Source organism: Pseudomonas sp. E1BtOHC1, assembly GCF_058744285.1.
In genome coordinates this window covers 3,419,879-3,446,643 of sequence record NZ_CP196023.1, presented here as the reverse complement: position 1 = coordinate 3,446,643, position 26,765 = coordinate 3,419,879, and the positions used below count along the sequence as shown (strand labels likewise).

Annotated in this window: 22 protein-coding genes and 1 pseudogene; 17 read left to right on the top strand and 6 right to left on the bottom strand. The window is 64.2% G+C overall.

Features of this window, described 5'->3' with window-relative positions:
* Positions 1–151: 151 nt before the first annotated feature.
* Genes ACSSVC_RS15840 through ACSSVC_RS15830 form a run of 3 tightly spaced genes read right to left on the bottom strand, consistent with a single transcriptional unit; the run spans position 152 to position 4,388 of the window.
* Positions 152–1,432: an NAD(P)/FAD-dependent oxidoreductase gene (locus ACSSVC_RS15840; RefSeq protein WP_492612515.1), complete on the bottom strand. Its 1,281-nt coding sequence runs from the start codon at positions 1,430–1,432 to the stop codon at positions 152–154.
* Between the two features lie 55 nt (positions 1,433–1,487).
* Positions 1,488–2,978: an aldehyde dehydrogenase gene (locus ACSSVC_RS15835; protein WP_492612514.1), complete on the bottom strand. Its 1,491-nt coding sequence runs from the start codon at positions 2,976–2,978 to the stop codon at positions 1,488–1,490.
* A gap of 33 nt (positions 2,979–3,011) precedes the next feature.
* Positions 3,012–4,388, bottom strand: a complete 1,377-nt coding sequence (locus ACSSVC_RS15830; protein WP_072452431.1) for a glutamine synthetase family protein — start codon at positions 4,386–4,388, stop codon at positions 3,012–3,014.
* A gap of 266 nt (positions 4,389–4,654) precedes the next feature.
* Here ACSSVC_RS15830 and ACSSVC_RS15825 point away from each other — a divergent pair, with 266 nt between their 5' ends.
* The 5 genes from ACSSVC_RS15825 to ACSSVC_RS15805 all read left to right on the top strand — a co-directional run bounded on the left by ACSSVC_RS15825 (position 4,655) and on the right by ACSSVC_RS15805 (position 9,861).
* Entirely contained in the window at positions 4,655–5,410 is a 756-nt protein-coding gene (locus tag ACSSVC_RS15825; RefSeq protein WP_123393014.1) for a gamma-glutamyl-gamma-aminobutyrate hydrolase family protein, read from the top strand.
* 236 nt (positions 5,411–5,646) lie between these two features.
* The gene (gene potA / locus ACSSVC_RS15820; RefSeq protein ID WP_346636035.1) at positions 5,647–6,789 is read left to right on the top strand and encodes a polyamine ABC transporter ATP-binding protein; all 1,143 of its coding nucleotides are present in this window, start codon (positions 5,647–5,649) and stop codon (positions 6,787–6,789) included.
* A gap of 44 nt (positions 6,790–6,833) precedes the next feature.
* Positions 6,834–7,715: an ABC transporter permease subunit gene (locus ACSSVC_RS15815; protein WP_172681993.1), complete on the top strand. Its 882-nt coding sequence runs from the start codon at positions 6,834–6,836 to the stop codon at positions 7,713–7,715.
* Positions 7,712–8,608, top strand: coding sequence for an ABC transporter permease subunit (locus ACSSVC_RS15810; protein ID WP_072452432.1), 897 nt, complete (start codon positions 7,712–7,714; stop codon positions 8,606–8,608). Before ACSSVC_RS15815 ends, ACSSVC_RS15810 begins: the two co-directional genes overlap by 4 nt.
* 146 nt (positions 8,609–8,754) lie before the next feature.
* A complete protein-coding gene (locus tag ACSSVC_RS15805) occupies positions 8,755–9,861 on the top strand; it encodes a polyamine ABC transporter substrate-binding protein (RefSeq protein ID WP_404939970.1) in 1,107 nt (368 codons plus the stop codon).
* 228 nt (positions 9,862–10,089) lie between these two features.
* Here the strand turns inward: ACSSVC_RS15805 and ACSSVC_RS15800 are convergent, their stop codons facing one another.
* Positions 10,090–11,604 (bottom strand): MFS transporter, encoded by a 1,515-nt coding sequence (locus tag ACSSVC_RS15800; RefSeq protein ID WP_492612513.1) that lies wholly within the window; start codon positions 11,602–11,604, stop codon positions 10,090–10,092.
* A 135-nt stretch (positions 11,605–11,739) separates the two neighbouring features.
* Here ACSSVC_RS15800 and ACSSVC_RS15795 point away from each other — a divergent pair, with 135 nt between their 5' ends.
* From ACSSVC_RS15795 to ACSSVC_RS15765, 7 genes and pseudogenes are all read left to right on the top strand, one after another.
* Positions 11,740–12,630, top strand: a complete 891-nt coding sequence (locus ACSSVC_RS15795; protein WP_346636032.1) for a LysR substrate-binding domain-containing protein — start codon at positions 11,740–11,742, stop codon at positions 12,628–12,630.
* Between the two features lie 309 nt (positions 12,631–12,939).
* Positions 12,940–13,464: a DUF2867 domain-containing protein gene (locus ACSSVC_RS15790; RefSeq protein ID WP_492612512.1), complete on the top strand. Its 525-nt coding sequence runs from the start codon at positions 12,940–12,942 to the stop codon at positions 13,462–13,464.
* A 26-nt stretch (positions 13,465–13,490) separates the two neighbouring features.
* Complete coding sequence (gene solA, locus ACSSVC_RS15785) at positions 13,491–14,660, top strand: N-methyl-L-tryptophan oxidase (RefSeq protein ID WP_492612511.1); 1,170 nt, start codon at positions 13,491–13,493, stop codon at positions 14,658–14,660.
* Positions 14,661–14,828: 168 nt separating this feature from the next.
* On the top strand, positions 14,829–15,269 hold the full coding sequence (locus ACSSVC_RS15780) for a CBS domain-containing protein (protein WP_123724511.1): 441 nt from the start codon (positions 14,829–14,831) through the stop codon (positions 15,267–15,269).
* A 449-nt stretch (positions 15,270–15,718) separates the two neighbouring features.
* Complete coding sequence (locus ACSSVC_RS15775; RefSeq protein ID WP_404939268.1) at positions 15,719–17,944, top strand: LTA synthase family protein; 2,226 nt, start codon at positions 15,719–15,721, stop codon at positions 17,942–17,944.
* 213 nt (positions 17,945–18,157) lie between these two features.
* Positions 18,158–18,934 (top strand): annotated as a pseudogene (locus tag ACSSVC_RS15770) (CHASE3 domain-containing protein); the annotation flags it as partial.
* Positions 18,926–19,789 (top strand): methyl-accepting chemotaxis protein, encoded by an 864-nt coding sequence (locus ACSSVC_RS15765; RefSeq protein WP_404939968.1) that lies wholly within the window; start codon positions 18,926–18,928, stop codon positions 19,787–19,789. The pseudogene ACSSVC_RS15770 and the gene ACSSVC_RS15765, both read left to right, overlap by 9 nt.
* Here ACSSVC_RS15765 and ACSSVC_RS15760 read toward each other — a convergent pair.
* A complete protein-coding gene (locus ACSSVC_RS15760) occupies positions 19,779–20,990 on the bottom strand; it encodes an MFS transporter (protein WP_492612510.1) in 1,212 nt (403 codons plus the stop codon). The genes ACSSVC_RS15765 and ACSSVC_RS15760 overlap by 11 nt on opposite strands.
* A 159-nt stretch (positions 20,991–21,149) precedes the next feature.
* On the opposite strand from ACSSVC_RS15760, the gene ACSSVC_RS15755 reads away from it, so the two are divergent.
* Positions 21,150–22,115, top strand: a complete 966-nt coding sequence (locus ACSSVC_RS15755; protein WP_346636022.1) for a helix-turn-helix transcriptional regulator — start codon at positions 21,150–21,152, stop codon at positions 22,113–22,115.
* An 83-nt stretch (positions 22,116–22,198) separates the two neighbouring features.
* On the top strand, positions 22,199–23,041 hold the full coding sequence (locus ACSSVC_RS15750) for an NAD-dependent protein deacetylase (RefSeq protein WP_446439977.1): 843 nt from the start codon (positions 22,199–22,201) through the stop codon (positions 23,039–23,041).
* Positions 23,042–23,044: 3 nt separating this feature from the next.
* On the opposite strand, the gene ACSSVC_RS15745 is transcribed toward ACSSVC_RS15750, so the two are convergent.
* Complete coding sequence (locus ACSSVC_RS15745) at positions 23,045–23,947, bottom strand: LysR family transcriptional regulator (protein ID WP_346636020.1); 903 nt, start codon at positions 23,945–23,947, stop codon at positions 23,045–23,047.
* Positions 23,948–24,169: 222 nt separating this feature from the next.
* Here ACSSVC_RS15745 and ACSSVC_RS15740 point away from each other — a divergent pair, with 222 nt between their 5' ends.
* Genes ACSSVC_RS15740 through ACSSVC_RS15730 form a run of 3 tightly spaced genes read left to right on the top strand, consistent with a single transcriptional unit; the run spans position 24,170 to position 26,754 of the window.
* Positions 24,170–24,868: a CoA transferase subunit A gene (locus ACSSVC_RS15740; RefSeq protein ID WP_011060621.1), complete on the top strand. Its 699-nt coding sequence runs from the start codon at positions 24,170–24,172 to the stop codon at positions 24,866–24,868.
* 36 nt (positions 24,869–24,904) lie between these two features.
* The gene (locus ACSSVC_RS15735) at positions 24,905–25,564 is read left to right on the top strand and encodes a CoA transferase subunit B (RefSeq protein ID WP_011060620.1); all 660 of its coding nucleotides are present in this window, start codon (positions 24,905–24,907) and stop codon (positions 25,562–25,564) included.
* Between the two features lie 11 nt (positions 25,565–25,575).
* Positions 25,576–26,754, top strand: a complete 1,179-nt coding sequence (locus ACSSVC_RS15730; RefSeq protein ID WP_492612509.1) for an acetyl-CoA C-acetyltransferase — start codon at positions 25,576–25,578, stop codon at positions 26,752–26,754.
* Positions 26,755–26,765: the final 11 nt, after the last annotated feature.

The following is a 26,765-nucleotide window of genomic DNA, read 5'->3' as shown; positions in this document are numbered from 1 at the left end:
GCTGTAAAGACTGGCGATGGGCGTGAAGGCTGGGTGATGGAGTGTCGGTTTTCCGGGGCTTTGCGAGGCTTTTTCCGGGGCGGGTCAAGGGCCGGAGCTTCGCGAGCAAGCTCGCTCCTACAGGAGTGTGGGCTGTAGGAGCGAGGTGGCGTCAGATGCCGAAGCGGTCGCGCAGGGCGTAGTACGCGGCGCCCATGGCGGTCAGTGGGGCCTGGAAGGTGCGGCCGCCGATCATCGGCATGTGTGGCAGGGAGGCGAAGGCGTTGAAGCGCTCGGCGTCGCCGCGGATCATTTCGGCAATCAGCTTGCCCGCCAGGTGCGAACAGGTAACGCCGTGGCCGCTGTAGCCCTGCATGTAGTAGGCGTTCTTTTCAATACGGCCGAATTGCGGCATGCGCGACATGGTCAGCAGGAAATTTCCGGTCCAGCGGTAGTCGATCTTCACGTCCTTGAGCTGGGGGAAGGTCTTGAGGATCTTCGGCCGGATCAGTTGCTCGATGTCGTCCGGCTCCCGGGCGCCGTAGACCACGCCACCGCCGTACAGCAGGCGGTTGTCGCCAGTGAGGCGGAAGTAGTCCAGCAGGTAGTTGCAGTCTTCCACGCAGTAGTTGTTGCTGATCAGGCTGCGGGCCAGTTGTTCCGGCAACTGTTCGGTGACCACGATCTGTGAACCGCAGGGCATGCTCTTGCGGGTGACGCGGGGGTCGAGGTCTTGCTGCAGGTAGGCGTTGCCGGCGATCAGCAGGTATTTGGCGCGCACCACGCCCTTGGCGGTGCGCACCACGTTGGGTTCGCCGTAGGTGATTTCCACCGCCGCCGACTGTTCGAAGATCTTGCCGCCCAGGCCGATGATGGCGCTGGCTTCGCCCAGGGCCAGGTTCAGCGGATGGATGTGACCGCCCTGCATGTCCAGCAGGCCGCCGATGTAGTTCTTGGTCCCGACTTCGCGGTCGATCTGCGCCTTGTCGAGCATCTTCAGGTTGTGGTTGCCCAGGCGTTCCCAGTTGCGTTTCTGTTCCGCCAGGCCCTTGAGCTGCTTGTTGTTCAGGGCGGCGAAAATGCCACCGGGGCGGTAATCGCACTGAATGTCGTAGTGCTGGATGCGCTGACGGATGATGTCGGCGCCTTCGAAGATCATGCTGCCGAGCACTTCGGCGCTTTTTTCGCCGTAGCGTTCTTCGATCACGTCGACGTCGCGGCTATAGGAATTGACCAATTGCCCGCCGTTGCGTCCGCTGGCGCCGAAGCCGACCTTGGCCGCTTCCAGCACGGTGACGCTGTAACCGGCTTCCGCCAGGAACAAGGCCGAGGACAGGCCGGTGTAGCCGGCGCCGATCACGCAGACGTCGCACTCCACACTCTCTTCGAGTTGCGGGTAGTCGGTGGTCTGGTTGCGGGTCGCCGCGTAGTAGCTGTTCACGTAGGTTTGCATGAGAAATTCCCCAGCGGGTACGGGCCCAGGCCCGCCGCCGCTGTTGTTATAAGAGTTAGAGCTTGATCCAGGTCGCTTTGAGCTCGGTGTATTTGTCGAAGGCGTGCAACGATTTGTCGCGGCCGTTGCCGGACTGTTTGAAGCCGCCGAACGGCGCGGTCATGTCGCCGCCGTCGTACTGGTTGACCCATACGCTGCCGGCCCGCAGGCCACGGGCGAAGCGATGGGCGCGGCTGAGGTTGCTGGTCCAGACCCCGGCCGCCAGGCCGAAGATGCTGTCGTTGGCAATCTGCAGCGCCTCTTCTTCCGTATCGAAGCTGATGAGCGACAACACCGGTCCGAAGATTTCTTCCCGGGCGATGGTCATGGCGTTGGTCACCCCATCGAAAACAGTCGGCTCGACATACAGGCCGCCTGTGCTTTCCAGGGTGCGGACACCGCCGGCCAGCAGTTGGCCGCCCTGCTCCTTGCCGATCTCGATATAGCGCAGCACGTTGTCCAGTTGGCGCTGGTCCACCACGGCGCCGACCCGGGTTTCGGGATCGAGGGCGTGGCCCGGCTGCCACCCCTTGAGGGCCTCCACCAGCAGCGGGATGAACTGCTCGCGGATCGAGCGTTGCACCAGCAGGCGCGAACCGGCGGTGCAGACTTCGCCCTGGTTGAAGGCAATGGCTGCAGCTGCCGCTTCTGCGGCTTCGCGCAGGTCCGGGGCATCGGCAAACACCACGTTGGGGCTCTTGCCACCGGCTTCCAGCCACACCCGCTTCATGTTGCTTTCGCCGGCATACACCAACAATTGCTTGCCCACGGCGGTGGAGCCAGTGAAGGCCAGCACGTCCACGTCCATGTGCAGGGCCAGGGCCTTGCCGACGGTGTGGCCGTAACCCGGCAGGACGTTGAACACGCCCTGGGGGATACCGGCGTCCAGGGCCAGCTGGGCGATGCGGATCGCGGTCAGCGGCGACTTTTCCGACGGTTTGAGAATGAACGAGTTGCCCATTGCCAGGGCCGGAGCGAACTTCCAACTGGCCATGATCAGCGGAAAGTTCCACGGCACGATGGCCGCCACCACGCCCGCCGGTTCCCGGGTCACCAGGCCCAGCTGGTCGTGGGGCGTGGCCGCCACTTCGTCGTAGAGCTTGTCGATGGCTTCGGCGTTCCAGCGGATGGCGTTGGCCGTGGCCGGAATGTCGATGGCCATGGCGTCGCCAATCGGCTTGCCCATGTCCAGGGTTTCCAGGAGCGCCAGTTCTTCCTGGTGCGCAAGGATCAGTTCGGCGAAGCGAAGCAGAATGCGCTTGCGCTCGGCCGGGGCCTTGCCCGACCAGACGCCACTGTTGAACGCCTGGCGCGCCACGGCTACTGCACGATCGGCATCGGCCTGATCGGTGCTGGCGACGTTGGCCAGAAAGCGCCCGTCCACCGGGCTCAGGCATTCAAAGGTGGCGCCACTGGCGGCGGCGCAGTACTGGCCGTCGATAAAGGCACGGCCTTCGAGGCTGAGGGACTGGAAGTGCTGCTCCCAGTCGCTGCGGGATTTAGTCATGGCAAATACTCAAGGCAGGCAGTGACACGGTCATCAGACCGTGTGCAGGTACCAGTTGTATTCCAGGTCGGAGATGGAGTTTTCGAACTCCGCCAACTCGCTTTCCTTACAGGCCACGAACACGTCGATGTACATCGGGTCGATGTACTTGGCCATCACTTCGCTGTCGTCCAGTACGCGCAGGGCGTCACGCAGGTTGGTGGGCAGGCTTTGTTCGTTCTGCTCGTAGGAGTTGCCTTCAACCGGCGCTCCCGGATCGATCTTGTTCGTCAGACCATGGTGAATACCCGCCAGCACCGAAGCCATCAGCAGGTAAGGGTTGGCGTCGGCGCCGGCCACCCGGTGCTCGATACGCACCGCATCGGCAGAACCGGTGGGTACGCGCACGGCCACGGTGCGGTTGTCGATGCCCCAGGTCGGCGAGTTCGGCACATAGAACTGTGCACCGAAACGGCGGTAGGAGTTGACGTTGGGGCACAGGAAGGCCATCTGCTGCGGCAGGGTGTCGAGCACGCCGCCGATGGCGTGGCGCAGGGCTTCGTTGGTTTGCGGGTCTTCGCTGGCGAAGATGTTGTTGCCCTGCTTGTCGAGGATCGAGATGTGCACGTGCAGACCGTTGCCCGCCTGGCCCGGGTAGGGCTTGGCCATGAAGGTGGTGTCCATTTCATGGTCGTAGGCGATGTTCTTCACCAGGCGCTTGAGCAGCACCGCGTAGTCGCAGGCTTTGATCGGATCGCTGACGTGGTGCAGGTTGACTTCGAACTGCGCCGGGGCGCTTTCCTTGACGATGGCATCGGCAGGAATGCCCTGCTCTTTCGCGCCTTCAAGGATGTCTTGCAGGCAGTCGACGTACTCGTCCAGATCGTCGATCAGGTAGACCTGGGTGGAATGCGGACGCTTGCCGGAAATCGGCGAACGGGGCGACTGCGGACGGCCGTTCACGTTGTCCTGGTCGATCAGGTAGAACTCCAGTTCAAAGGCCGCGCAGATGGTCAGGCCCATCTCATCGAACTTGCTCACCACCTGGCGCAGCACTTCACGGGGGTCGGCGAAGAATGGCTGGCCTTCGATCTCGTGCATGGTCATCAGCAGTTGCGCGGTGGGGCGCTTCTGCCAGGGTTCGACGCTCAGGGTGCCGGGGATCGGATAGCAGATGCGGTCGGCATCGCCGATGTCCAGGCCCAGGCCGGTGCTTTCCACCGTGGAGCCGTTGATATCCAGGGCAAACAGCGAGGCCGGCAGGTTGATGCCCTTCTCGTAGACCTTGTGCAGCGCGGTGCGCTCGATGCGCTTGCCGCGCACCACACCGTTCATGTCTGCAATCAGCAGATCGACGTAGAGAACCTCGGGGTGTTTTTTCAGGAAGGCATTGGCTTCATTGAGTTGAATGGCACGCGGGGGGACCGACATGATGCACCTATTGTGTTAATTATTATGTTCACTGCTGTGACACGCCAGCAGTCAACCCGAAAGAAAAACCGGAGTCAATAGCCAACAGCAGGCGCCATTCGTCAATTATTTTGCCTCACGAAAGACCAATACACCCCGAGATCCGCGCCATTCGCGGCTTTCAAGCGAACAATGTTTAGAATTTTTTACATGGAAGTTGTTAATTAAAATCAACGAGGATAAGCTCTGGAAAAACTCGTTCCAGCGTGAATTTCGAGGTGATAAAAATGGCATTCAAGCCATTGATCGGCGTTACTGCGTGCGTCAAAGAGATCGGCCTGCACCCCTACCACGTCAGCGGCGACAAGTACTTGCGTGCTGTCAGCGTCGCGGCCGAGGGCCTGCCCCTGATCATTCCTTCCCTGGCGGATCTGATCGATATCGACGATCTGCTGCACAACATGGACGGGCTGCTGTTTACCGGCTCGCCGTCCAATGTCGAACCCTTCCATTACCAGGGCACGCCCAGCGAGCCGGGCACCGCCCACGACCCGCAGCGCGATGCCACCACCCTGCCCCTGCTGCGCGCCGCCATTGCCGCTGGCGTACCGGTGCTCGGCATCTGCCGTGGCTTCCAGGAAATGAACGTGGCCTTCGGCGGCAGCCTGCACCAGAAGGTGCATGAACTGCCGGGCTACATGGACCACCGTGAAGCCGACGATCCACGCATCGAAGTGCAGTACGCCCCGGCGCACCCGGTGGCAATCCAGCCCGGCGGTGTGTTCGAGGCCATGGGCCTGGCCGGCGAGATCCAGGTCAACTCGATTCACAGTCAGGGCGTCGACCGCCTGGCCCCCGGCCTGCGGGTCGAGGCCGTGGCCCCGGATGGCCTGATCGAGGCACTGTCGGTGGAACACAGTAAGGCCTTCGCCTTCGGCGTGCAGTGGCACCCGGAATGGCAGGTGCTGTCGAACCCGGCCTACCTGCGGATCTTCCAGGCCTTTGGCGACGCCTGCCGACAACGGGCTGCGCAACGGCGCTGAGCGCCGATCGAAAAACCCAGGCATTCAATAGGATTCACCACGCCCTGCCCCACGGCGAGCGCGCCTGTGCGCGCCCGACGTCCGGCGTGAGCAACACACGGCAAGACCACAACAACAAATAGCGTCAGGCCGCCAGGGAGGCAGCGCCGAATCAGCCCGCACCCCCTGCGGGCTGGCAATCAAACTTTAAGCCCGGCCGAATTGGCCAGGCTGCTGACACCTGTTGGGAGTTTCACATGGCAAACGCCTCCAGCACTTACCGCAAGGCCCTCGAAGGCACCCCGAGCCCGCAGAAGGTCTTGGTCAAGATCGACCGCGTGACCAAGAAGTTCGATGAAACCGTGGCCGTGGACGATGTCTCCCTGGAGATCCACCAAGGCGAAATCTTCGCTCTGCTGGGCGGTTCCGGCTCCGGCAAATCCACCCTGCTGCGCATGCTCGCCGGCTTCGAGCGCCCCACCGAAGGCCGCATCCTGCTGGATGGCGTGGACATCACCGACATGCCGCCCTACGAGCGGCCGATCAACATGATGTTCCAGTCCTACGCCCTGTTCCCCCACATGACCGTGGCCCAGAACATCGCCTTCGGCCTCAAGCAGGACCGCCTGCCGGCCAGCGAGATCGACGCCCGGGTCGAGGAAATGCTCAAGCTGGTGCACATGACCCAGTACGCCAAGCGCAGGCCGCACCAGCTGTCCGGCGGCCAGCGTCAGCGCGTGGCCCTGGCCCGCTCCCTGGCCAAGCGCCCCAAGCTGCTCTTGCTGGACGAACCCATGGGCGCCCTGGACAAGAAACTGCGCTCGCAGATGCAGCTGGAACTGGTTGAGATCATCGAACGCGTGGGCGTGACCTGCGTGATGGTGACCCACGACCAGGAAGAAGCCATGACCATGGCCCAGCGCATCGCCATCATGCACCTGGGCTGGATCGCCCAGACCGGCAGCCCGGTGGACATCTACGAGGCCCCGGTGAGCCGCCTGGTGTGCGAATTCATCGGCAACGTCAACGCCTTCGACGGCACCGTCACCGAAGACCTGGAAGGCTACGCCATCATCGACTGCCCGGACCTTGAGCAGCAGATCTACGTCGGCCACGGAGTCAGCACCTCGGTGCAGGACAAGTCGGTGACCTACGCCATCCGCCCGGAAAAGATGCTGGTCACCACCCTCAAGCCCGACACCCGCTACAACTGGTCCAAGGGCAAGGTACATGACATCGCCTATCTGGGCGGCCACTCGGTGTTCTACGTCGAGCTGCCCGGCGGCAAGATCGTCCAGTCGTTCATGGCCAACGCCGAGCGCCGTGGCTCGCGGCCAACCTGGGACGACGAAGTCTACGTCTGGTGGGAAGACGACAGCGGCGTGGTACTGCGAGCATGAGTACCTCGACCATGAGCACTTTCAATCAGAAGCTGTTCCGTATGCTGCCCAGCGGTCGCAAGCTGGTAATCGGCATCCCTTTCCTCTGGCTGTTCCTGTTCTTCATGCTGCCGTTCTTCCTGGTGATGAAGATCAGCTTCTCGGAAGCGGCCCTGGCGATTCCGCCCTACTCGGAGATCTACAGCTACGCCGAGCAGAAATTCCAGCTGCTGCTGAACCTGGGCAACTACGCCATGCTCGCCGGCGACGAGCTGTACATCTCGGCCTACCTGGGTTCGCTGAAAGTGGCGCTGCTCAGCACCCTGATGTGCCTGGTGGTGGGTTTTCCCATGGCCTATGCCATCTCCAAGACCGGCAAGGAAACCCAGAACGTCTTGCTGCTGCTGATCATGATGCCGACCTGGACCGCGATCCTGATCCGCGTCTACGCCTGGATGGGCATCCTCAGCAACAACGGCCTGCTCAACAGCTTCCTGTTGTGGACCGGGCTGATCAGCCAGCCGCTGGAAATCCTCAACACCAACACCGCCGTCTATATAGGCGTGGTCTACGCCTACCTGCCGTTCATGGTGCTGCCGCTGTACGCCAACCTGGTCAAGCATGACCAGAGCCTGCTGGAAGCCGCTTCGGACCTGGGTTCGAGCAACTTCAACAACTTCTGGAAAATCACCGTACCCCTGGCCAAGAACGGCATCATCGCAGGCTGCATGCTGGTGTTCATTCCGGTGGTGGGCGAGTTCGTGATTCCGGAGCTCTTGGGCGGTCCGGAAACCCTGATGATCGGCCGCGTGCTGTGGCAGGAGTTCTTCAACAACCGTGACTGGCCGGTGGCCTCCGCCCTGGCGGTGGTGATGCTGGCGATCCTGATTATCCCGATCCTGCTGTTCAACCGCAGCCAGGCCAAAGAGATGGAGGCACGGGCATGAAACGCTTCGAATTTTCCAAACTGATGCTGGTGCTGGGCCTGCTGTTCATCTACTTGCCGATGCTGATCCTGGTGATCTACTCGTTCAACGCCTCCAAGCTGGTGACGGTGTGGGGCGGCTGGTCGATCAAGTGGTACGTCGGCCTGCTGGACAACCAGCAGTTGATGGGCTCGGTGATGCGTTCCCTGGAAATCGCCTGCTACACCGCCATTGCCGCGGTGGCCCTGGGCACCCTGGCGGCCTTCGTGCTGACCCGAGTCACGCGCTTCAAGGGCCGCACCCTGTTCGGTGGCCTGGTCACCGCGCCGCTGGTGATGCCGGAGGTGATCACCGGTCTGTCACTGTTGCTGCTGTTCGTGGCCATGGCGCAATTGATCGGCTGGCCCATGGAACGGGGCATCGTCACCATCTGGATCGCCCACACCACATTCTGCGCGGCCTATGTAGCCGTGGTAGTCTCCGCGCGCCTGCGGGAGCTGGACCTGTCCATCGAAGAAGCGGCCATGGACCTGGGAGCGCGACCGTTCAAGGTGTTCTTCCTGATCACCATCCCGATGATCGCGCCGTCACTGGCGGCCGGCGGCATGATGTCCTTTGCCCTGTCCCTGGATGACCTGGTGCTGGCCAGCTTCGTTTCCGGCCCGGGCTCCACCACCTTGCCGATGGAAGTGTTCTCGGCGGTGCGCCTGGGGGTCAAACCGGAGATCAACGCCGTGGCCAGCCTGATCCTGCTGGCGGTGTCCCTGGTGACCTTCCTGGTCTGGTACTTCGGCCGTCGCGCCGAAGCCGCCCGCAAGCGGGCGATCCAGGAAGCCATGGACTTCACCGCCAACGAATCCTGGCAACCGCCGGCGGCGAAAAAACCTGCTGTACGAGCACCGGCGACGGCCTAGCCATCGTCTCTTCGCCAGCAAGCTGGCTCCTACAGGGTCTGCACTGTCTCTGTAGGAGCGAGCTTGCTCGCGAAAGTCTCCACCCTGATATCCACCTTGCACACGCAGCAATCTGCACAATAAGAAATGGAGTTGTAGTGATGAAAATGCCTGGCAGGATACTGCTCGCCAAAACCCTGCTCTCAGTGTCCTTGATGGGCGCACTGGTGACCGGCGCTCAAGCCAACGACAAGGTGCTGCGCGTCTACAACTGGTCGGACTACATCGCCCCGGACACCCTGAAGAAGTTCGAGGCCGAAACCGGTATCCACGTCACCTACGACGTCTTCGACAGCAACGAAACCCTGGAAGCGCGCCTGCTCACCGGCAAGTCCGGCTACGACATCGTGGTGCCGTCCAACAGCTTCCTGGCCAAGCAGATCAAGGCCGGGGTCTACCAGGAGCTGGACAAGTCCAAGCTGCCCAACTGGAAGAACCTCAACCCGGTGCTGCTCAAGAACGCCTCCGCCAGCGACCCGGACAACGCCCACGCCTTCCCCTACATGTGGGGCTCGATCGGCATCGGCTACAACCCGGACAAGGTCAAGGCGGCCCTGGGCACTGATGCCCCGACCAACTCCTGGGACCTGCTGTTCAAGCCGGAGAACGCCGAGAAGCTCAAGGCCTGCGGCATCAGCTTCCTCGACTCGCCCACCGAGATGCTCCCGGCGGCCCTGCATTACCTGGGCTACCCGGTGACCAGCAAGGACAAGGCGCAGATCCTCGAAGCCCAGGAGCTGTTCATGAAGATCCGGCCTTCGGTGACCTACTTCCATTCTTCCAAGTACATCTCGGACCTGGCCAACGGCAACATCTGCGTGGCCGTGGGTTACTCCGGCGACGTGCTGCAAGCTCGTTCCCGCGCCGAAGAGGCCGGCAACAAGGAGAAGGTCGCGTTCAGCATTCCCAAGGAAGGCGCCGGCAGCTTCTACGACATGATGGCCATCCCCAAGGACGCCACCAACGTCGACAACGCCTACCTGTTCATGAACTTCCTGATGCGCGCGGACATCATCGCCGAGGTCACCAACAGCCTGGGCTACAGCAACGCCAACGCGGCAGCCACGCCACTGGTGGACGAAGCGATCCGCAATGACCCGGCGTCCTACCCGCCGCAAGATGTGCTGGCCACCCTCTACGCGGTGCCGGACCAGCCGATTGCCATCCAGCGCGTGATGAACCGCGGCTGGACCCGGATCAAGCTGGGTAAATGATTCAAGGTGCCCGCCGCTGGCGGGCACGGCTCGCCTTTTTCCGTTCATGTCGCGCCTTACCACCGCGACACTCCTGCGAACGGCTTCACCCGGCTCCCTCGGTTGGGGTGAATCCTTGGCGCCTTCGGGCGCCTTTTTTGCTTTCCCTGCCGCCGCAGGCTGCGAACGGCTGGGGCAACACAAGGGCCTGCGACCGCTTTTCGCAATCTCGCTGACGCGCGGCAGCGGCTACTGCGCGATCGACTCCGCTGGCTTTTGCTGCCATGGGGCGAATATCAGCAGGCTGAACAATGCCAGCCCCCAGACACTCAAGCCGCCGTACAGCATGACCCAGCCAAAGCCATGGACCAGGGCCGCCTGCGGCGTACCTTCCGCCAGCCACGGCAAAGCGTCCAAAGAGCCGCTGCCAGAGGCAATCTGCTGCGCCCAACCCCGCAGTTGCCCGGCATCCAGCGCCCCACTCAGGTGACGCCGCAGGTAGGCGCCCACCCCCGCCACCAGGATCAAGCCCATCAAGGCAATGTTCAGCGCCAGGGAAATCATCCGCGCACTCATGTCGATCCCCGAGGCCATGCCGGCCTGATCGGCGGGCACCGACCCGGTGGTGGTATTGGTCACCGGCGTATTGCAGATGCCCAGACCGATCCCCGCCAGCAGCGCGCCGGGCAGCATGAACACACCGCTGCTGGCGGCCCACTGGCTGGCACCAAACATCGCCACAAAGCCCAGGCCGATGCCGGACAACCCCAGAGGAATCACCCAACCGGCCTCGAAACGCAGGGCCAGGCGTTCGCCCACGGGCGGCAGGATCAGGGTCGGCAAGGTATAGGCCAGCAGCGCCAGCCCGCTGTGCAGGCTGTCGTAGCCCAGGGCACCGTGGAAGTAGATCGGCAGGTAGATCATGAACGGCCAGAAGCTGAAATTCATCCCCATGGAACCGAGCAACGCCCCGGAAAACCGGCGGTTCCTGAATACCCCCAGCTCGAACATCGGTTGCCGGCTGCGGCGCTCGGCACGGATAAAGGCAGCGAAGCAGCCCAGGGTCGCAAGCACCACGGCCAGGGCGCTGAAGCGGCTCAGGGTCGGGCCCTGGGTCAGCACAAAGGTCAGGCCGAACACCGCCAGCGACAGCAGCACGATGCCGGCGCTATCGAGCTTGCCGACCCGTGCCTGACGGGCCTCCTCGACCCCGGCCACGGCAAGCCCCAGGGTCAGCAGCGCCAGCGGCCCGTGCACCAGGAAAATCCACGGCCAGCTGGACAGCGACAGGATCGCTCCGCCAATGATCGGCCCGAACCCCAGGCCAATGCCGAACACCACGCCCCACGCGGCGAAGGCCCGGCTGCGCTCACGGCCCTGACGAAACTGCTGGGACAGGATCGCCACCTGGGTGATCAGCATCGCGCCCCCGGCCAGGCCTTGAAGGGCCCGGCTGGCGATCAGCACCGTCATGTTCTGGGCCAGACCACAGAGCAGCGAGGCCAGGCCGAAGGCGACGATGCTGAAGACAAACACCCGCTTGCGGCCAAAGCGATCGGCCAGGGCGCCGGTGGCCATCAGCACCACGGTGCAGGCGATGGTGTAGGCATTCATGATCCATTGCAGGTCGGTAAAGCGGCCCTGCAGACGGTCTTCCAAGGCCGGGAGAATCACCGGCACGCTGGAGATTTCCAGGCCGAACATCAGCGCGGCCAGGCAGACCGCCGCCAGGGCCAGGGTGTTGCGTGAAGAAGGTTGAGGCATCGAGGGTTGTCCGCAAGTGGTGTCGCCACCCGTCCCGGGGCGACTGAGGGGTCAAGTCTGGGCAACGCCACTCAATGACGGAAATGATTAGATTTTGTAGGATTGAGCAATCTCCATCATGAATGGCAGCCTGCCTTGAACATCGATCCCACCCTGCTGCGGGCCCTGGTCGCAGTCCATGAATGTGCCGGCTTCACCCGCGCCGGCAAGCGCCTGAACCTGACCCAGTCGGCGGTCAGCCATCAGATCCGCCGTCTGGAAGAGCAACTGGGCCGGCCCCTGCTGCTGCGCACCACCCGGCGCCTGAGCCTGACCGAAGACGGCCAGGAAGTGCTGCAGCACGCGCAACAGATCCTCGCCTCCCTGGACGCCCTGGCCCGGCGTTTCCAGCCGTCGCGGCTGAGTGGCGTGGTGCGCTTCGGGGTGCCCGAGACCTTTATGGGGGAGCGCCTGCCGCCACTGCTCTGCCAGTTTTCCCGAGCCTTTCCCGAGGTGCGCCTGGACGTCAGCGTCGGCACCTACCTGGACCTGCGCCAGATGCTCAAGGCCGGGGAACTGGACCTGGCGGTGGTGCTCTCGGAGCCGGGGCGGCGCGACAGCGGCACCGTGCTGCGCAGCGCCCGGTTCGTCTGGGTCGCCGCCGAGCACTTCGACCTGGCCCCGGGCACCTCGCTGCCACTGGCCCTAGCGCCGGCCCCCTGCGTCAATCGGCAGATCGGCCTTGATGCCCTGGGCGAAAGCGCCGCCAGTTGGCATGTGGCGTTCAGCTCGCCAAGCCAGGAAGGCATTCGCACGGCAGTGCTCGCCGGTCTCGGAGTCACCGTGCAGATGGCCAGCGACCTGCGCCCGGGCCTGCGCATCGTCGATGGTGAATACGGCCTGCCGGGGTTGCCCGGAGCGCGCTTCCTGCTGGCCTGGAGCAGCGGCGAAAAGACGGCGGCGGCCCAGGAGTTCGGCCAGTTGCTGCTACAGAACGCCGAGCCGGCCGCCAAGGGGGAAAAAGCCGCGGTCCGCCAGCAGGCTTAAGTGGCAAGCAGCCATTGCGTTGGCGGAATTCAGTCCGCGTGCCAGCCAATTCCGTCGTTCAATGGCCGGCACAGGTCCCTTCGACCTACTGGCAACTTCGTGCGTGTTTTTGCTGATTCCGGCCCGAGCAGCGCGGATAACCGCCGAATCCCTGCGCGCTGCCACCTGGCAATGGCAACCCTTGCCCAGCGGCAACTGGCCGCTGCACAACAGTAAGTTCTGCGCCCCAAGAAGTGGTATTTTTTGCCGCTTCTGGCGTGGCTGATCGGCATGCAGCCCAAGCCGCCAGTTCTACAGGGAGCCGTATCGATGAAAACCGCTGTTCACCCTTGCCCACTGCCCAGTGACTCCAGCATCGCCGCCCTGGCCCCGGGCGCGACTTTCATCGACTGCCGCCGCACCCTGGCGACCGACGCCGAACGCAGCGCCATGCGCCACCTGCTGAACCTGATGAGCCAGACCCCGGCCTGGATCGACCGCATGATGGGCCTGCGCAATCGCGTGGTGCAGCTGTTCGGCCTCAAGGACCTCGGACGCCTGACCCGCATCGACCTGGCGCGCCCCGACGAGGATTACCAGCCCGGCGACCGGGTCGGCATCTTTACCCTGATCTCCCAAAACCCCGATGAAGTACTGGTGGTGGACCGCGACAAACATCTGGACGTGCACCTGTCCCTCAACCGCCAGCCGCTGAACGCCGAGGGCCTGCGCCCGGTGGTGCTGTCCACCGTGGTCCATCCGCATAACGGCCTGGGGCGCCTGTACATGCTGCCGGTGGCCCCCTTCCACCGGATCATCGCGCCCATGACCCTGGCCACTATCAATAACCGCTGAGCCTTCATCCCCCCAAGGATCTTGCCGTGCAGACACCTGATTTCGATGTTGTCGTCGTAGGCCTGGGCGCCATGGGCGCCGCCACTCTCTATCAACTGGCCAAGCGCGGGGTGAAGGTGGCGGGCATCGACCGCTTCGCCCCGCCTCACGACCAGGGTTCCAGCCATGGCGACACTCGCATCACCCGCCAGGCGGTGGGTGAAGGTGCGGCCTATGTGCCCCTGGCGATCCGCTCGCAGCAGATCTGGCGCGAACTGGAAGGCGAACTGGACGTGCAGCTGTTCGAGCAGTGCGGCGTGCTGGTGATGACCGCCAGCACCGACCCACAGCGGCCGGCGGACGCCCGGGATTTCACCGACAACAGCATCGAGCTGGCCCGACGCTATGGCATCGAGCACCAAGTGCTGGACGCCACCGAGATCCGCCGGCGCTTCCCGCAGTTCGCCCCGCTGGATGACAGCGCCCGGGGCTATTTCGAACCCGGCGGCGGTTTTGTCCGACCGGAGCGCTGCATCGACGCGCAACTGACCCGGGCCCGGCAACTGGGCGCGACCCTGATCACCGGCCAGACGGTGCTGGAGCTCAAGTCCGCTGCCGAGGGGGTGGAGATCATCAGCGCCGGTTCGTCGATCAGCGCCCGGCGAGTCATCGTCAGCGCCGGCATGTGGTCGGCGCAACTGCTGGGGACACCCTTCGACTCGCTGCTGCAGGTCTGTCGCCAGCAGCTGTACTGGTTCCGCCTCGATGAACCGCAACACTACCCGACGCGCTCGCCGAGCTTCATCCTCCACAGCGCCGACGATGTCGACACCTGCTACGGCTTCCCGCCGATTCCCGGCGAAGGCTGCGTGAAGATCGCCACCGAGCAGTACAGCGCCAGCAGCCAGCCGGACAGCCTCGACCGCCAGCCCAGCGATGCCGATGCCCAGCGCCTGTTCCGCGACCTGGTGGCGCCGCACATGGCCGGGCTGGCGCCGGAACTGGTGAAGGCCAGCGTCTGCGCCTACACCGTGACCCCGGATTCGGGCTTCATCATCGACCGCCATCCGCGCCTGGCCAACGTCACCGTGGTCAGCGCCTGTTCCGGCCATGGCTTCAAGCACTCGGCGGCGATTGGCGAAGCCCTGGCCCAGCAACAGGTCGAGGGCCGCAGCGAAATCGACCTGAGCAGCTTTTCCCTGCAGCGCTTCAACTGACGGCAACGGCCTCCAAATGGGGGCCGCCCTGAAAAAAACCTCCAGGCTGACGTTTTTCGCCGTTTATCTGCCGTTTTCAGCCTTGCCGGTTGGCCCAGTCTCTACGATTCTTTAGAAACCCCTCAGGGCGGCGCATCGCCGCCCCACGTAGAACCATCGGAGCGCCCCATGAAGAGCGTCGCAGAACTGCTGAAACTCAAGGCCAAGCACAACCAGCAAGTGCACACCATCGCCCCGCACCAGATGGTGCTGGAAGCGCTGATGCTGATGGCCGAGAAAAACGTCGGCGCCTTGCCGGTGATGGAAAACGGCGCAGTGGTCGGGGTCATCAGCGAGCGCGACTATGCGCGCAAACTGGTGCTCCACGGCCGCTCTTCAGTGGGCACCCCGGTGAGCGCCATCATGAGCTCGCCGGTCATTACCGTGGACTCCCACCAGAGCGTGGAAACCTGCATGAGCATCATGACCGACAGCCACCTGCGTCACCTGCCGGTGGTGGAGAACGGCCAGTTGCTGGGCTTGCTGTCCATTGGCGACCTGGTCAAGGAAGCCATCGCCGAACAGGCCGATCTGATCCGCCAGCTGGAGCAATACATCCGCGGCGAATAGGCCCGCTCCCCGTAGTCGGCTTGCCGGCGAACAGGCGCGCTAGCCCTGCACCGCCCTGGCCGACGCCTTCGCTGGCAAGCCAGCTCCTACATAAGCCCCACAAAATTGCACAGCCCCCCGTAGGAGCCGGCTTGCCGGCGAAAAGCCCCGCAAGCCCGGCACCGCCCTCGCGGACGCTTTCGTTGGCAAGCCAGCGCCTGCAACAGTTCGGCGCCATCAACGTGGAGCAGATCCAGCGGTGCTGGTTTTTTCACACTCTGAAATAGTAAATCCCGCCACGTACGGCTCCGCCCCTAACCGCCGCCAGACGCCTGAGCACGGCCCCTCAGCCCAATCTGAAGAACACCCAGGCCAATTCGCAACTCGGCGAAAACTGAATTCCCCCCACGAATAAGAAACGTCTTGCCTGCCACTCTTGTTAACATCGCGCACATTTGTGTGAAGATTTAATGACAGGCAGGTTATTTGTGAAGTTGATCCGTCGTTGCCTACAACACCCTCTCGCTCCCCTGTGTGCCTTGTTCGGCCTGCTGTTGCTGGTGCCAATGGGCGCGCGCCTGGCCCTGGGCTGGTCCAACCCGCTGGGGTACCTGTCCGACCTGGCCAGCGCCAGTCTGCTGACCCTGCTCTTGTACCGCCGCCCCTGGTGGCTGGCGCTGCCAGTGCTGCTGGTCTGGGCACTCTTGACCCTGGTCAGCGCCGAGCTGGTGAGTGCCGTGGGCCGCATGCCCAACCTCGCCGATCTGCACTACCTGGTGGACCCGCAATTTGTCGGCAATTCCACCGGCGGCGGCCTGACCCACCCTGAGCTGGGGCTGACCCTGCTGCTGGGGCTGGTGCTGTGGCTGGTGGTCCAGCGCAGCAGTCGCGCAGTGAAGGCCCCGGCACTGCCACGCACACTCTGGATTCTGCCGCTGGGCTTGTTCCTGGCCCACGGCGCCACCCAGTACCTGAAACCCAGCGAAGCCGATCAGTGGCAGCTGTTCAACCTGCCCCACCAGGCCCTGGCCACTGCCACCGGCCAGGCGCAGATGCGGGTCGAAGACTGGCTGCAAGGCGATGTCGCCGATGTGCCGCCGCCCATGGCCGGCCTGACCCGTCTCGACCTCGAAGGCCAGCCGCTGCTGCCCAGCGCCGGTCGCGCGCGCAACGTGCTGCTGATCACCCTGGAAGGCATTCCCGGAGCCTATATCCGTACCAACCGCGAGGCCCTGAACAGCCACTACCAGGAAGACCTGATGCCCAAGCTCAGCGCCTGGGCCGAACGCGGCATGAACACCCCGGACTACGTACTGCACAGCCACCAGACCATTCGCGGCCTGTACGCCATGCTTTGCGGCGACTACGACAAGCTCGACAACGGCACCCCCAAAGGCGTGGAGATGCTCACCCAGAGCCAGCGCAACCAGGCCTGCCTGCCCGCGCAGATGCACAAGTTCGGTTTCAACACCCACTACCTGCAAGGCGCCGGCCTGCGCTTCATGGCCAAAGACAAGATCATGCCGCACATCGGCTTTGACGCGACCCATGGCCTGGAGTGGTTCAAGAACGACAACTACCTGGAGTTCCCCTGGGGCAAGGACGACAAGGCGTTCTTCGAAGGTGCACTGACCTACGTCGATCAGTTGAAGAAGAAAAAACAGCCTTGGATGCTCACCCTGCTCACCGTCGGCACCCACCAGCCCTACTCCGCGCCCGAGGACTACCTGGAGCGCTATGAGACGCCGAAGCAGGCGGCGGTCGGCTACCTGGACGACGCCATCGACCAGTTCCTCAAGGGCCTGGAGCGCAAGGGGGTGCTCAAGGACACCCTGGTGATCATCACCTCCGATGAATCCCACGGCATCGACGGCGTGCGTCTGGCCTCGTCCTGGGGTTTCAACCTGACACTGGCCCCGGACCAGGACCTGCTGCCCCATCTCAAGTCCGGGACCTACGGCCACGTCGACCTCAGCGCCTCGGTGCTGGACTACTTCGGCCTGCCGGTGCCCGCCAGCCTCAGCGGCCGCTCGCTGTTTCGCGACTACGCCCAGGGCCGGGAAATCATGTCCTACACCAACGGCAAGCTGCGCTACCACGACGGCCAGGGCACCTTCACCGAGTGTGATTTCCAGCAACGCTGCCGCTACTACGCCAGCCCCGGTTTCATCGCCGACAGCGCCAGCCTGCAAGGCCAGTACGGCGGTCTGCGGGCCCGGCAGATCAGTGCCCGGGCCGCGCACCTGGATCGCAGCCTGCTGCAATCGCCACTGAACCAGCACTATCAGTTCGGCAGCCCGGCGATCATCCCGCTGCAGGCGCAGATCAAGGATGACTGGGCCGACAACCTGATCGGTGCCCAGTACCTGGAAATGCCCAAGGGCTCCCAGACCCGGGTGCGCTTCACCGTGCGCTCCGCCGACCCGCAGCAGAACGCCTACATCCTGCTCAAGGGCAAGGAACTGGAACAGGACGTGCCCCTGGGCCTGCCGGAAGAGATGCTGGTAACCCCCGACCAGCCGTTGCAGATGGACTTCAGCTTCGACAACCCGGAAACCCGCAAGGCCTTCTCCTTCCACCTCCTGGGCTACGGCCTGGGTGCGGTGGAAGTCAGCGATTTCAGCGTGATCACCGAGTTGCCGGGGCAACCTGAAAGCGTCGATCCCGAGGAAGACAGCAACGCCCACTCCAGCTGAACCCTGCCGCACATCGAGCAGCGCCCTTCAGGGCGATGCTCGATGTGCCCCTGTGCAAACCCCGCAAAAAAAACTTTCCTGTACATGAAACTTTTTTTGTACAGAAAAAGTCGGACCGTTGATGTCATTTAAACATCATTGAGCTATCACGCTGCGTCTTCGAGGCACGGCCTTGTGAAGCATTCAGTCAACGGTTTAGGAGCGGTCCTTCCTATGTTTTCCAATCTGAGCATTTCGCAAAAGCTCTATGCCGGTTTCGGCGTCGTCCTGCTGATCCTCCTGCTGCTGGTGCTTGCGGCCCTGCGCGGCTTCGATCAGGTCAGCAGCAGTGTCAAAAGCAACATCCACAGTTACCAAGTGCTGAGCCAGTCCGACGCCCTGCTGCGCAGCCTGATCAACATCGAGACCGGCATGCGCGGTTATGCCCTGACCGGCCGCGACAGCTTCCTCGAACCTCTGGAGCAAGGCGAAAAAGCCTTTACCGACGACTACGCCCGGATCAAGAACAGCACCGCCGACAACCCCGAACAGCAGGCGCGCCTGGAGCGACTCAAGGCCCTGCACGACCAGTGGCTGCAAGACGACGTCCAGGGCAACCTGGCCCTGCGCCGGGCGATCAATGCCGGGAGCCAGCCTGCAGCAGCCATGGCCGCGCAGATCAGCGCCGGCCGCGACAAGGCCAAGATGGACGCCATGCGCCAACTCACCAGTGAGTTGCGCGAAGCGGAAAAAAGCCTGCAGGACGCTCGCAGCCAGGCCATGGACGCCGCCAAGTCTTCCGCCCTGGCGGTCCTGATCGGTGGCGGTTTGCTGGCGGCGGTGCTGGCCATGCTCGTTGCCTGGTCGCTGTCCAGCAATCTGGTGGGACGTATCCGCCAGGCCGTGGAGGTGGCCAAGGCCATCGCCGCCGGCCGTCTCGACAGCAGCATCAGCACCACGGGCCGCGATGAAGTGAGCAACCTGCTGCAAGCCTTCGCCGCCATGCAGGAGCGCCTGCGGACCATGATCAGTCAGATCAAGCTGGGGGCCGACCAGTTGGTCAGTGCCTCCCAGAGCATTTCCAGTGCCTCGTTGCAGCTCTCGGCCTCGGCCCAGGAACAGTCCCACTCGGCCTCCTCCATGGCCGCCACGGTGGAAGAGCTGACGGTGAGCATCAACCATGTGGCAGACAACGCCGGGGATGCCCACGCCCTGTCCAGCGAGTCCGGGCGTCAGTCCGAGGAAGGTGGCAGCGTGATCCAGGACACCCTGGGCAGCATGCGCCTGATCGCCGAAACCGTGCAGGCTTCGGCCAGTCAGATCGGCGAACTGGGCCAGCACGCCGAACAGATCTCCAGCATTGTCAGCGTGATCAAGGGCATCGCCGAACAGACCAACCTGCTGGCCCTCAATGCGGCCATCGAAGCCGCCCGGGCCGGGGAACAGGGCCGTGGTTTTGCCGTGGTCGCCGATGAAGTGCGCCTGCTGGCCCAGCGCACGGCCAATTCGACCCAGGAGATCACCGAGATGGTCGACAAGATCCAGATGGGCACCCGGGAAGCGGTGAGCAGCATGGACGTCGGGGTCAATCAGGTGAAGAGCGGCGTCGAACTGGCCCAGCAGGCCGGCGAGGCCATCGTCAACATCCGCACCTCGTCGGGCAATGTGGTGCGGGTGGTGGACCAGATCTCCCTGGCCCTGCGGGAACAGACCGCCGCCAGCCAGGATGTGGCGCGCAATGTCGAACGCATCGCCCAGATGTCCCAGCAGAACAGCCAGGCCGTGGAAGAAACCACCGAAACCGCCCGCTCCCTGCAGCAACTGGCGCAAAACCTGGAGCAGCAGGTGAACGTGTTCAGGCTCTAGGACTGGCGTTGGCACTGCCCGACTCAAGAGCTCGGGCACGCACCAGCAGCAGACTCAGCACCGCCCCCAGCAGCAGGACCGCGATCAGCATCAGCCAGGCGCTGGCAAAATCCGCCACGCCTTGCTGCACGGCACCGAACAGCACCGGCCCAAGGGCGAACCCGGCGAAGAAGCCCGCCGAGAGCAGACCCGAGGCGGAGGCCGGGCTGCCAAAGGCCGGATCGCGCAGCAGCATGCTCATGGCGATGGCATGGGTGGCCACGGCGGTCAGGCCCATGCCCAGGGCGCCGAACCACAAGGGCCAGTGCGCCTGGGGCGTGGCCTGGGCAGTGACCGCCAGGGCCAGGCTGGCCAGGAGCAATAGCGTCAGGAGCAGCCAGGATTCCTCGGTCATACGTGCCGCCAATGGCGTCAGCAGGGTCCGGGCCAGGATGCCCATGACCCCGAACCCGGCGACCATGGCCCCGGTCTCGCCGACCGCCACCCCTTGGCGAGCCGCGAATACCCCAAGAAAGGTCACGAAGGACGAGAGCACCAGGCCGACACACAACTGCACGCTGAGCAGCAGCGTCAGCCGTGAATTCGGCCGGGGAATCTTCAGGCTCATGGTCTTGCCCGCTGCGCTGCCCGGCGCCACCTTTGGCCCCCACAGGGCCAGCAGCAAAGTCGGCAGGAGCAGGCAGGCCAGGGCTGCGCGCCAGCCCAGAGACCCGGCCAGAGGCGGCAGCAACAGGCCGGCGATCAGCGCGGACAGTTGCACCCCGGACTGTTTCAGCCCCACCACCGCGGCCTTGCTGCGGGCCTCGACACACTCGGCCACCAGCAGATTGGTCACCGGGTTGGCCAGGGCCTGGGCCACTCCACAGATCGCCAGGGCCAGCAGCAGCCCGGCAAATCCCGGCAAGCTGACCAACAGGCCATACCCCGCCAGGGTCGCCCAGAACAGCAAGGCCAGGCCTCGTCGGATGCCGAGCCGGTTCACCAGCGGCCCGGCCCACAGGGACAGCACTGCCGCCAGGCCAAAGGCGCTCATCACCAGCCAGCCCAGCCAATGGGGCGCCACCCCAAGATCGGCGATCAGCAAGGGCCCGAGGGTGCCGATGGCGTAGAAGATCAGCATCGGCAGGCCCATGGCACAGACCAGTACCACGCGCAGCCAGAGCCCCCGGGGACTGGCAGTTTTCAAGTTCTGAGGGTTCATTGCTTGCTCCTTTGCAGGTGGGGCGCCGCAAGATTGCAACGCTCACCCCAGCGTGGGAAACAGCTTACTTTTTAGCGAGAATGCTTATCATGCGTGTTCATATGGGAAACGGATCCATTCCCATGGCAAACGCAGAACATCCATTGCAGGAGCGCGAACATGGCCGTTGCACCCGGTTCTTCCCAGTCCTATCGCTTGCCGTGCCACGCACCACGCGAGCACAGCCAGGCCCCGGGCGGCGGGTCACGCCAGCAGTTGCCCCAGGCCCTGGGCGATTGCCATTTCGAGAGCCTGCCCCTGGCCCCGGACCTGACCCTGGTGCGCTCGCGCTATCACCCCAATCGCCCCTTGATCGAAGAGGCCAGCAGTTGCCACGCCGGCCGTCTACTGGTGATCACCTGTGCCCTGCAAGGCACCTCGGGCTACCTGGACGCCAAGGGTTCGAGCCTGGCGTTTCGCGCCGGACACACCACCGTCACCGCCTTCCAGGCCAGCCGGGGCGAACGCCGTTATGGCGCCAATGAAACGGTGGAGCAACTGCGCCTGCTGGTGGGCGAAGCCCTGCTCCAGCAGTACCTGGGCCCCGCCCGGGCTCGCCAGTTGCTGGGCCAGGACGCCTTGCAGCTGTTGGCCTGCGGGCCCACTTCCCGGGCCAGTGCCGGCCATCTCAGTGCCCTGGCCCAACCCTTGGGCCGGCAGCCGCCACCGACGCTGGAGCTGCACATCCACGCCCTGAGCCTGCTGTCCTTGCAATTGCAGGCCCTGGCCCCCGCCCCTGTCGCCCCGGGCAGACGCCTGAAGGCCGCCGATCTTGAACGGCTGCAGCAGGTGCGCGACCTGATGTTCGAGCAGATGCACCAGCCCTTGAGCGTGGCTTATCTGTGCGCCGCTGTGGGTCTCAACGAGTTCAAGCTCAAGCAGGGCCTGCGCGAGCACTACAACACCACGCCGCAACGCATGCTCCTGGAAATCCGCATGGGCCATGCCCATCGCCTGCTGGAAGGCGGCTGCCAAGTGGCCCAGGCGGCCTATCAAGTGGGCTACCGCTTTCCCGGCAACTTCAGCGCGGCCTTTACCCGGTTCTATGGCAAATCGCCCAAGTCGGTGTTCGGCCCCCGGCGCTGAACCTTGGGTAAAACACTGGCGCCGCGAAGGCTTTGCGTCTATTTCTGGTAGGCGTCCCTGGCCACTGGAAACGAGTGCAGCCCATGATCGACCACCCTACTGCCCCACCGTTCGAGCAACTCGCCGCCGCCATGCACGGCAAGCCTTTCATGGTCCTGACCGGGGCCGGCATCAGCACCCCGTCGGGCATCCCCGACTACCGCGACAGCGAAGGCGTGCGCCGTGGCAAGCAGCCGATGATGTACCAGGAGTTCGTCAGCCAGGCCAACGCCCGTCGTCGCTACTGGGCCCGGGCCATGCTCGGCTGGCCGCGCATTCGCCAGGCCCGGCCCAATGCCGCGCACCAGGCGTTGGCGCAATTGCAGGCAGCCGGCCGGATTGCCGGAGTGATCACCCAGAATGTCGACACCCTGCACGATCAGGCCGGCAGCCTGGAAGTCATCGAATTGCACGGCAGCCTGCATCGGGTGCTGTGCCTGGACTGCGGCCAACGCAGCCAGCGTGATGCCATCCAGCTGCAGTTGGAGGCGCACAATCCCTACCTGGCCGGCGTCGACGCGGTGCAGGCGCCGGATGGCGACACCCTGCTGGACCCGGCGTTCGAGGAACGCTTCCAGGTGCCCCGTTGCCCCTACTGCGACGGCGACCGCTTGAAGCCCGACGTGGTGTTCTTCGGCGAAAACGTCGCCCAGACCACCGCCGCCCGGGCCTTGGGGGCGGTGCACGAGGCCGCCGGCCTGCTGGTGGTGGGTTCATCGCTGATGGCGTATTCGGCGTTTCGTTTGTGCCGAGCGGTGGCTGACCAGGGCAAGCCGCTACTGGCCATCAACTTCGGCAAGACCCGCGCCGACGAGTTGCTGGACCTCAAGCTCGGCGAGCCCTGCGACCGACTGCTGCCGCTGCTGGCCGAGCGCCTGCTGCGCTAAGCCTCAAAGCATTGCCACGCGCAGGCCGAGGTTTTCCTCGCGCAGGATGTCGAACAGCGCCTGGGCCGCGGTGGACAGTTCGTCCCCCGGCTTGGTCAGTACGCCGATGGCCCGCTCCACCACCGGCTCGTCCAGAGTCAGGCAATGCCCGCCCAGCTCGCGCATATGCTGGGCACACAGCGCCGGCACGGCACTGACGCCCAGGCCGCTGGCGACCATGCGTCCCACGGTCGCCAACTGATGGCTTTCAAATTCCACCGGCAACTGCACGCCCCGGGCCCGCAGGTGATCCTCCAGCATCACCCGCACCATGGACGGCCGCTGCAGGGTGATAAAGGGCTCCTGCAACAGCGTCTGCCAATCGATGCGGCTGCGCTGCGCCAGGGGCGAATCCTTGGCCACCACCGCCACGAAACGGTCGACGTACAGCGGGGTGAACTGCAGGGAAGAGCTGTCCTGAGGTTCGAAGGCCACCCCCAGTTCCACCTCGCGGTCGCGGACCATTTCCAGGACCTGCTCGTTGACCACGTCGTTGACCGTGACGTTGACCTGGGGGTAACGGGCGCGAAAGTGCTTGAGGATCGGCGGCAGCAGGTTGCCGGCAAAGGACGGCATGGCCGCCACGGTCACCCGCCCGCGTTGCAGGGTGAAACGCTGGCGCAGTTCGTCCTCGGCGTTGTCCCAGTCGGCGATCAGCCGTCGCGCCAGAGGCAGCAGGGCCTCGCCTTCCGGGGTCAGGGCGACGTTGCGCGTGTTGCGGGTAAACAGGCGCCCGCCCAGGCCTTCTTCCAGGGCCTTGATGGTCAGGCTCAGGGCCGACTGCGACAGGTGCAGGCGTTCGCAGGCCAGGGCAAAGCTCAAACTGTGGGCCACCGCCAGAAAGGCCCGTATCTGTTTAACCGTCATCTGTCATCCTCAGGAGAGCAGCGGCAAGCTATAAGCTTCAAGCCGCAAGCTTGGAGCTTGGAGCTTGGAGCTTGGAGCTTGGAGCTTGGAGCTTGGAGCTGATTATGCTGTTTTTCAAATCAATCAACCTTAAAAATCAACTTAACAAATCAATCCCGCAGCGCAACACTGATCCGCAAACGGCTGGCCAGCCGCCAACGAACAAGAAAGAGGATGGTGCAAATGGCAGGTTTCGATAAGCGCGTGGCGTCCTACGAGGAAGCCCTGGAAGGTCTGCAAGACGGCATGACCGTGATCGCCGGCGGCTTCGGTCTGTGCGGTATCCCCGAGAACCTGATCGCCGAGATCAAGCGTCGCGGTACCCGCGACCTGACCGTGGTGTCGAACAACTGCGGGGTCGACGGTTTCGGCCTGGGCGTGCTCCTGGAAGACCGCCAGATCAGCAAGGTGATCGCCTCCTACGTCGGTGAAAACGCCCTGTTCGAGAAACAGCTGCTCAGCGGCGAAATCGAAGTGGTACTGACCCCCCAAGGCACCCTGGCGGAAAAAATGCGCGCCGGCGGCGCCGGTATCCCGGCCTTCTTCACCGCCACCGGCGTCGGCACCCCAGTGGCCGACGGCAAGGAAACCCGCGAATTCAAGGGCCGCACCTACCTGATGGAAGAGTCCATCACCGGTGACTTCGCCATCGTCAAGGGCTGGAAGGCCGACCATTTCGGCAACGTGGTCTATCGCCACACCGCGCAGAACTTCAACCCCCTGGCGGCTACCGCCGGCAAGATCACCGTGGTCGAAGTGGAAGAAATCGTCGAGCCGGGCGAGCTGGACCCGACGCAGATCCACACCCCCGGCATCTACGTCGACCGGGTCATCTGCGGCACCTTCGAGAAGCGCATCGAACAGCGCACCGTGCGCAAGTGATCGCCCTTCCCCAGCCCGACTAAAAGGACAACAAACATGGCTCTTACCCGCGAACAAATGGCTCAGCGCGTCGCCCGCGAACTGCAGGACGGCTTTTACGTCAACCTCGGCATCGGCATCCCGACCCTGGTGGCCAACTACATCCCCGACGGCATGGAAGTCATGCTGCAATCGGAAAACGGCCTGCTGGGCATGGGCGCCTTCCCCACCGAAGACGAAGTCGACGCCGACATGATCAACGCCGGCAAACAGACGGTGACCGCACGCATCGGCGCTTCGATCTTCTCTTCCGCCGAATCCTTCGCGATGATCCGCGGCGGCCATATCGACCTCACCGTGCTGGGCGCCTTCGAAGTGGACGTGCAAGGCAACATCGCCTCCTGGATGATCCCCGGCAAGCTGGTCAAGGGCATGGGCGGCGCCATGGACCTGGTGGCCGGTGCCGAGAACATCATCGTCACCATGACCCACGCCTCCAAAGACGGCGAATCCAAACTGCTCAGCCGCTGCAGCCTGCCGCTGACCGGCGCCCAGTGCATCAAGCGCGTGCTCACCGATCTGGCCTACCTGGAGATCGAGAACGGCGCCTTCATCCTCAAGGAGCGCGCCCCCGGGGTCAGCGTCGAGGAAATCGTCAGCAAGACCGCCGGCAAGCTGATCGTGCCGGACCACGTGCCTGAAATGCAGTTCGCCTGAGGAGCCCCATCATGCAAGACGTCGTCATCGTTGCCGCCACTCGTACCGCCGTAGGCAGTTTCCAGGGCTCCCTGGCGGGCATTCCCGCCGTTGACCTGGGCGCCGCCGTGATCCGCCAACTGCTGGCCCAGACCGGCATCGACCCGGCCCAGGTCGACGAAGTGATCATGGGCCAGGTGCTCACCGCCGGCGCCGGGCAGAACCCCGCCCGCCAGGCCGCGATCAAGGCCGGTCTGCCCCACGCCGTGCCCGCCATGACCCTGAACAAGGTCTGCGGCTCGGGCCTCAAGGCCCTGCACCTGGGCGCCCAGGCCATTCGCTGCGGCGATGCCGAAGTGATCATCGCCGGTGGCCAGGAAAACATGAGCCTGTCCAACTACGTACTGCCCGGCGCCCGCACCGGCCTGCGCATGGGCCACAGCCAACTGGTCGACACCATGATCAGCGACGGCCTGTGGGACGCTTTCAACGACTACCACATGGGCATCACCGCCGAGAACCTGGTGGACAAGTACGGCATCAGCCGTGAAGCCCAGGACGCCTTCGCCGCCGCTTCCCAACAGAAGGCCGCAGCGGCCATCGAGGCCGGGCGCTTTGTCGACGAGATCACCCCGATCCAGATTCCCCAGCGCAAGGGCGAGCCGCTGACCTTCGCCACCGACGAGCAGCCACGCCCCGGCACCACCGCCGAAGCCCTGGCCAAGCTCAAGCCCGCGTTCAAGAAAGACGGCAGCGTCACCGCCGGCAACGCCTCGGCGCTGAACGACGGCGCTGCCGCGGTGATGCTGATGAGCGCCAGCAAGGCCCGGGCCCTGGGCCTGCCGGTCCTGGCCAGAATCGCCGCCTACGCCAACGCCGGGGTTGACCCGGCGATCATGGGCATCGGCCCGGTCTCCGCCACCCGTCGCTGCCTGGACAAGGCCGGCTGGACCCTGGACCAACTGGACCTGATCGAAGCCAATGAAGCCTTCGCCGCACAATCCCTGTCCGTGGCCAAGGAGCTGGAATGGGACGCGAGCAAGGTCAACGTCAACGGTGGCGCCATTGCCATCGGGCACCCGATCGGCGCGTCGGGCTGCCGGGTGCTGGTGACCCTGCTGCATGAAATGCTCAAGCGCGATGCCAAGAAAGGTCTGGCGACCCTGTGCATCGGCGGCGGTCAGGGCGTGGCATTGGCCATCGAGCGCTAGGGTTTCCTCGC

Excerpts from the sequence above, each read along its gene's own strand:
- ACSSVC_RS15780 (WP_123724511.1), top strand. The coding sequence starts at position 14,829 with ATGAAGAGCGTCGCAGAACTGCTGAAACTCAAGGCCAAGCACAACCAG.
- ACSSVC_RS15810 (WP_072452432.1), top strand. The coding sequence starts at position 7,712 with ATGAAACGCTTCGAATTTTCCAAACTGATGCTGGTGCTGGGCCTGCTG.
- ACSSVC_RS15730 (WP_492612509.1), top strand. The coding sequence starts at position 25,576 with ATGCAAGACGTCGTCATCGTTGCCGCCACTCGTACCGCCGTAGGCAGT.
- ACSSVC_RS15765 (WP_404939968.1), top strand. The coding sequence starts at position 18,926 with ATGCAGGAGCGCCTGCGGACCATGATCAGTCAGATCAAGCTGGGGGCC.
- ACSSVC_RS15790 (WP_492612512.1), top strand. The coding sequence starts at position 12,940 with ATGAAAACCGCTGTTCACCCTTGCCCACTGCCCAGTGACTCCAGCATC.
- ACSSVC_RS15755 (WP_346636022.1), top strand. The coding sequence starts at position 21,150 with ATGGCCGTTGCACCCGGTTCTTCCCAGTCCTATCGCTTGCCGTGCCAC.
- ACSSVC_RS15760 (WP_492612510.1), bottom strand. The coding sequence starts at position 20,990 with ATGAACCCTCAGAACTTGAAAACTGCCAGTCCCCGGGGGCTCTGGCTG.
- ACSSVC_RS15745 (WP_346636020.1), bottom strand. The coding sequence starts at position 23,947 with ATGACGGTTAAACAGATACGGGCCTTTCTGGCGGTGGCCCACAGTTTG.
- ACSSVC_RS15735 (WP_011060620.1), top strand. The coding sequence starts at position 24,905 with ATGGCTCTTACCCGCGAACAAATGGCTCAGCGCGTCGCCCGCGAACTG.
- ACSSVC_RS15840 (WP_492612515.1), bottom strand. The coding sequence starts at position 1,432 with ATGCAAACCTACGTGAACAGCTACTACGCGGCGACCCGCAACCAGACC.
- ACSSVC_RS15800 (WP_492612513.1), bottom strand. The coding sequence starts at position 11,604 with ATGCCTCAACCTTCTTCACGCAACACCCTGGCCCTGGCGGCGGTCTGC.
- ACSSVC_RS15830 (WP_072452431.1), bottom strand. The coding sequence starts at position 4,388 with ATGTCGGTCCCCCCGCGTGCCATTCAACTCAATGAAGCCAATGCCTTC.
- ACSSVC_RS15740 (WP_011060621.1), top strand. The coding sequence starts at position 24,170 with ATGGCAGGTTTCGATAAGCGCGTGGCGTCCTACGAGGAAGCCCTGGAA.
- ACSSVC_RS15775 (WP_404939268.1), top strand. The coding sequence starts at position 15,719 with ATGACAGGCAGGTTATTTGTGAAGTTGATCCGTCGTTGCCTACAACAC.
- ACSSVC_RS15825 (WP_123393014.1), top strand. The coding sequence starts at position 4,655 with ATGGCATTCAAGCCATTGATCGGCGTTACTGCGTGCGTCAAAGAGATC.
- ACSSVC_RS15835 (WP_492612514.1), bottom strand. The coding sequence starts at position 2,978 with ATGACTAAATCCCGCAGCGACTGGGAGCAGCACTTCCAGTCCCTCAGC.
- ACSSVC_RS15750 (WP_446439977.1), top strand. The coding sequence starts at position 22,199 with ATGATCGACCACCCTACTGCCCCACCGTTCGAGCAACTCGCCGCCGCC.
- ACSSVC_RS15805 (WP_404939970.1), top strand. The coding sequence starts at position 8,755 with ATGCCTGGCAGGATACTGCTCGCCAAAACCCTGCTCTCAGTGTCCTTG.
- potA (WP_346636035.1), top strand. The coding sequence starts at position 5,647 with ATGGCAAACGCCTCCAGCACTTACCGCAAGGCCCTCGAAGGCACCCCG.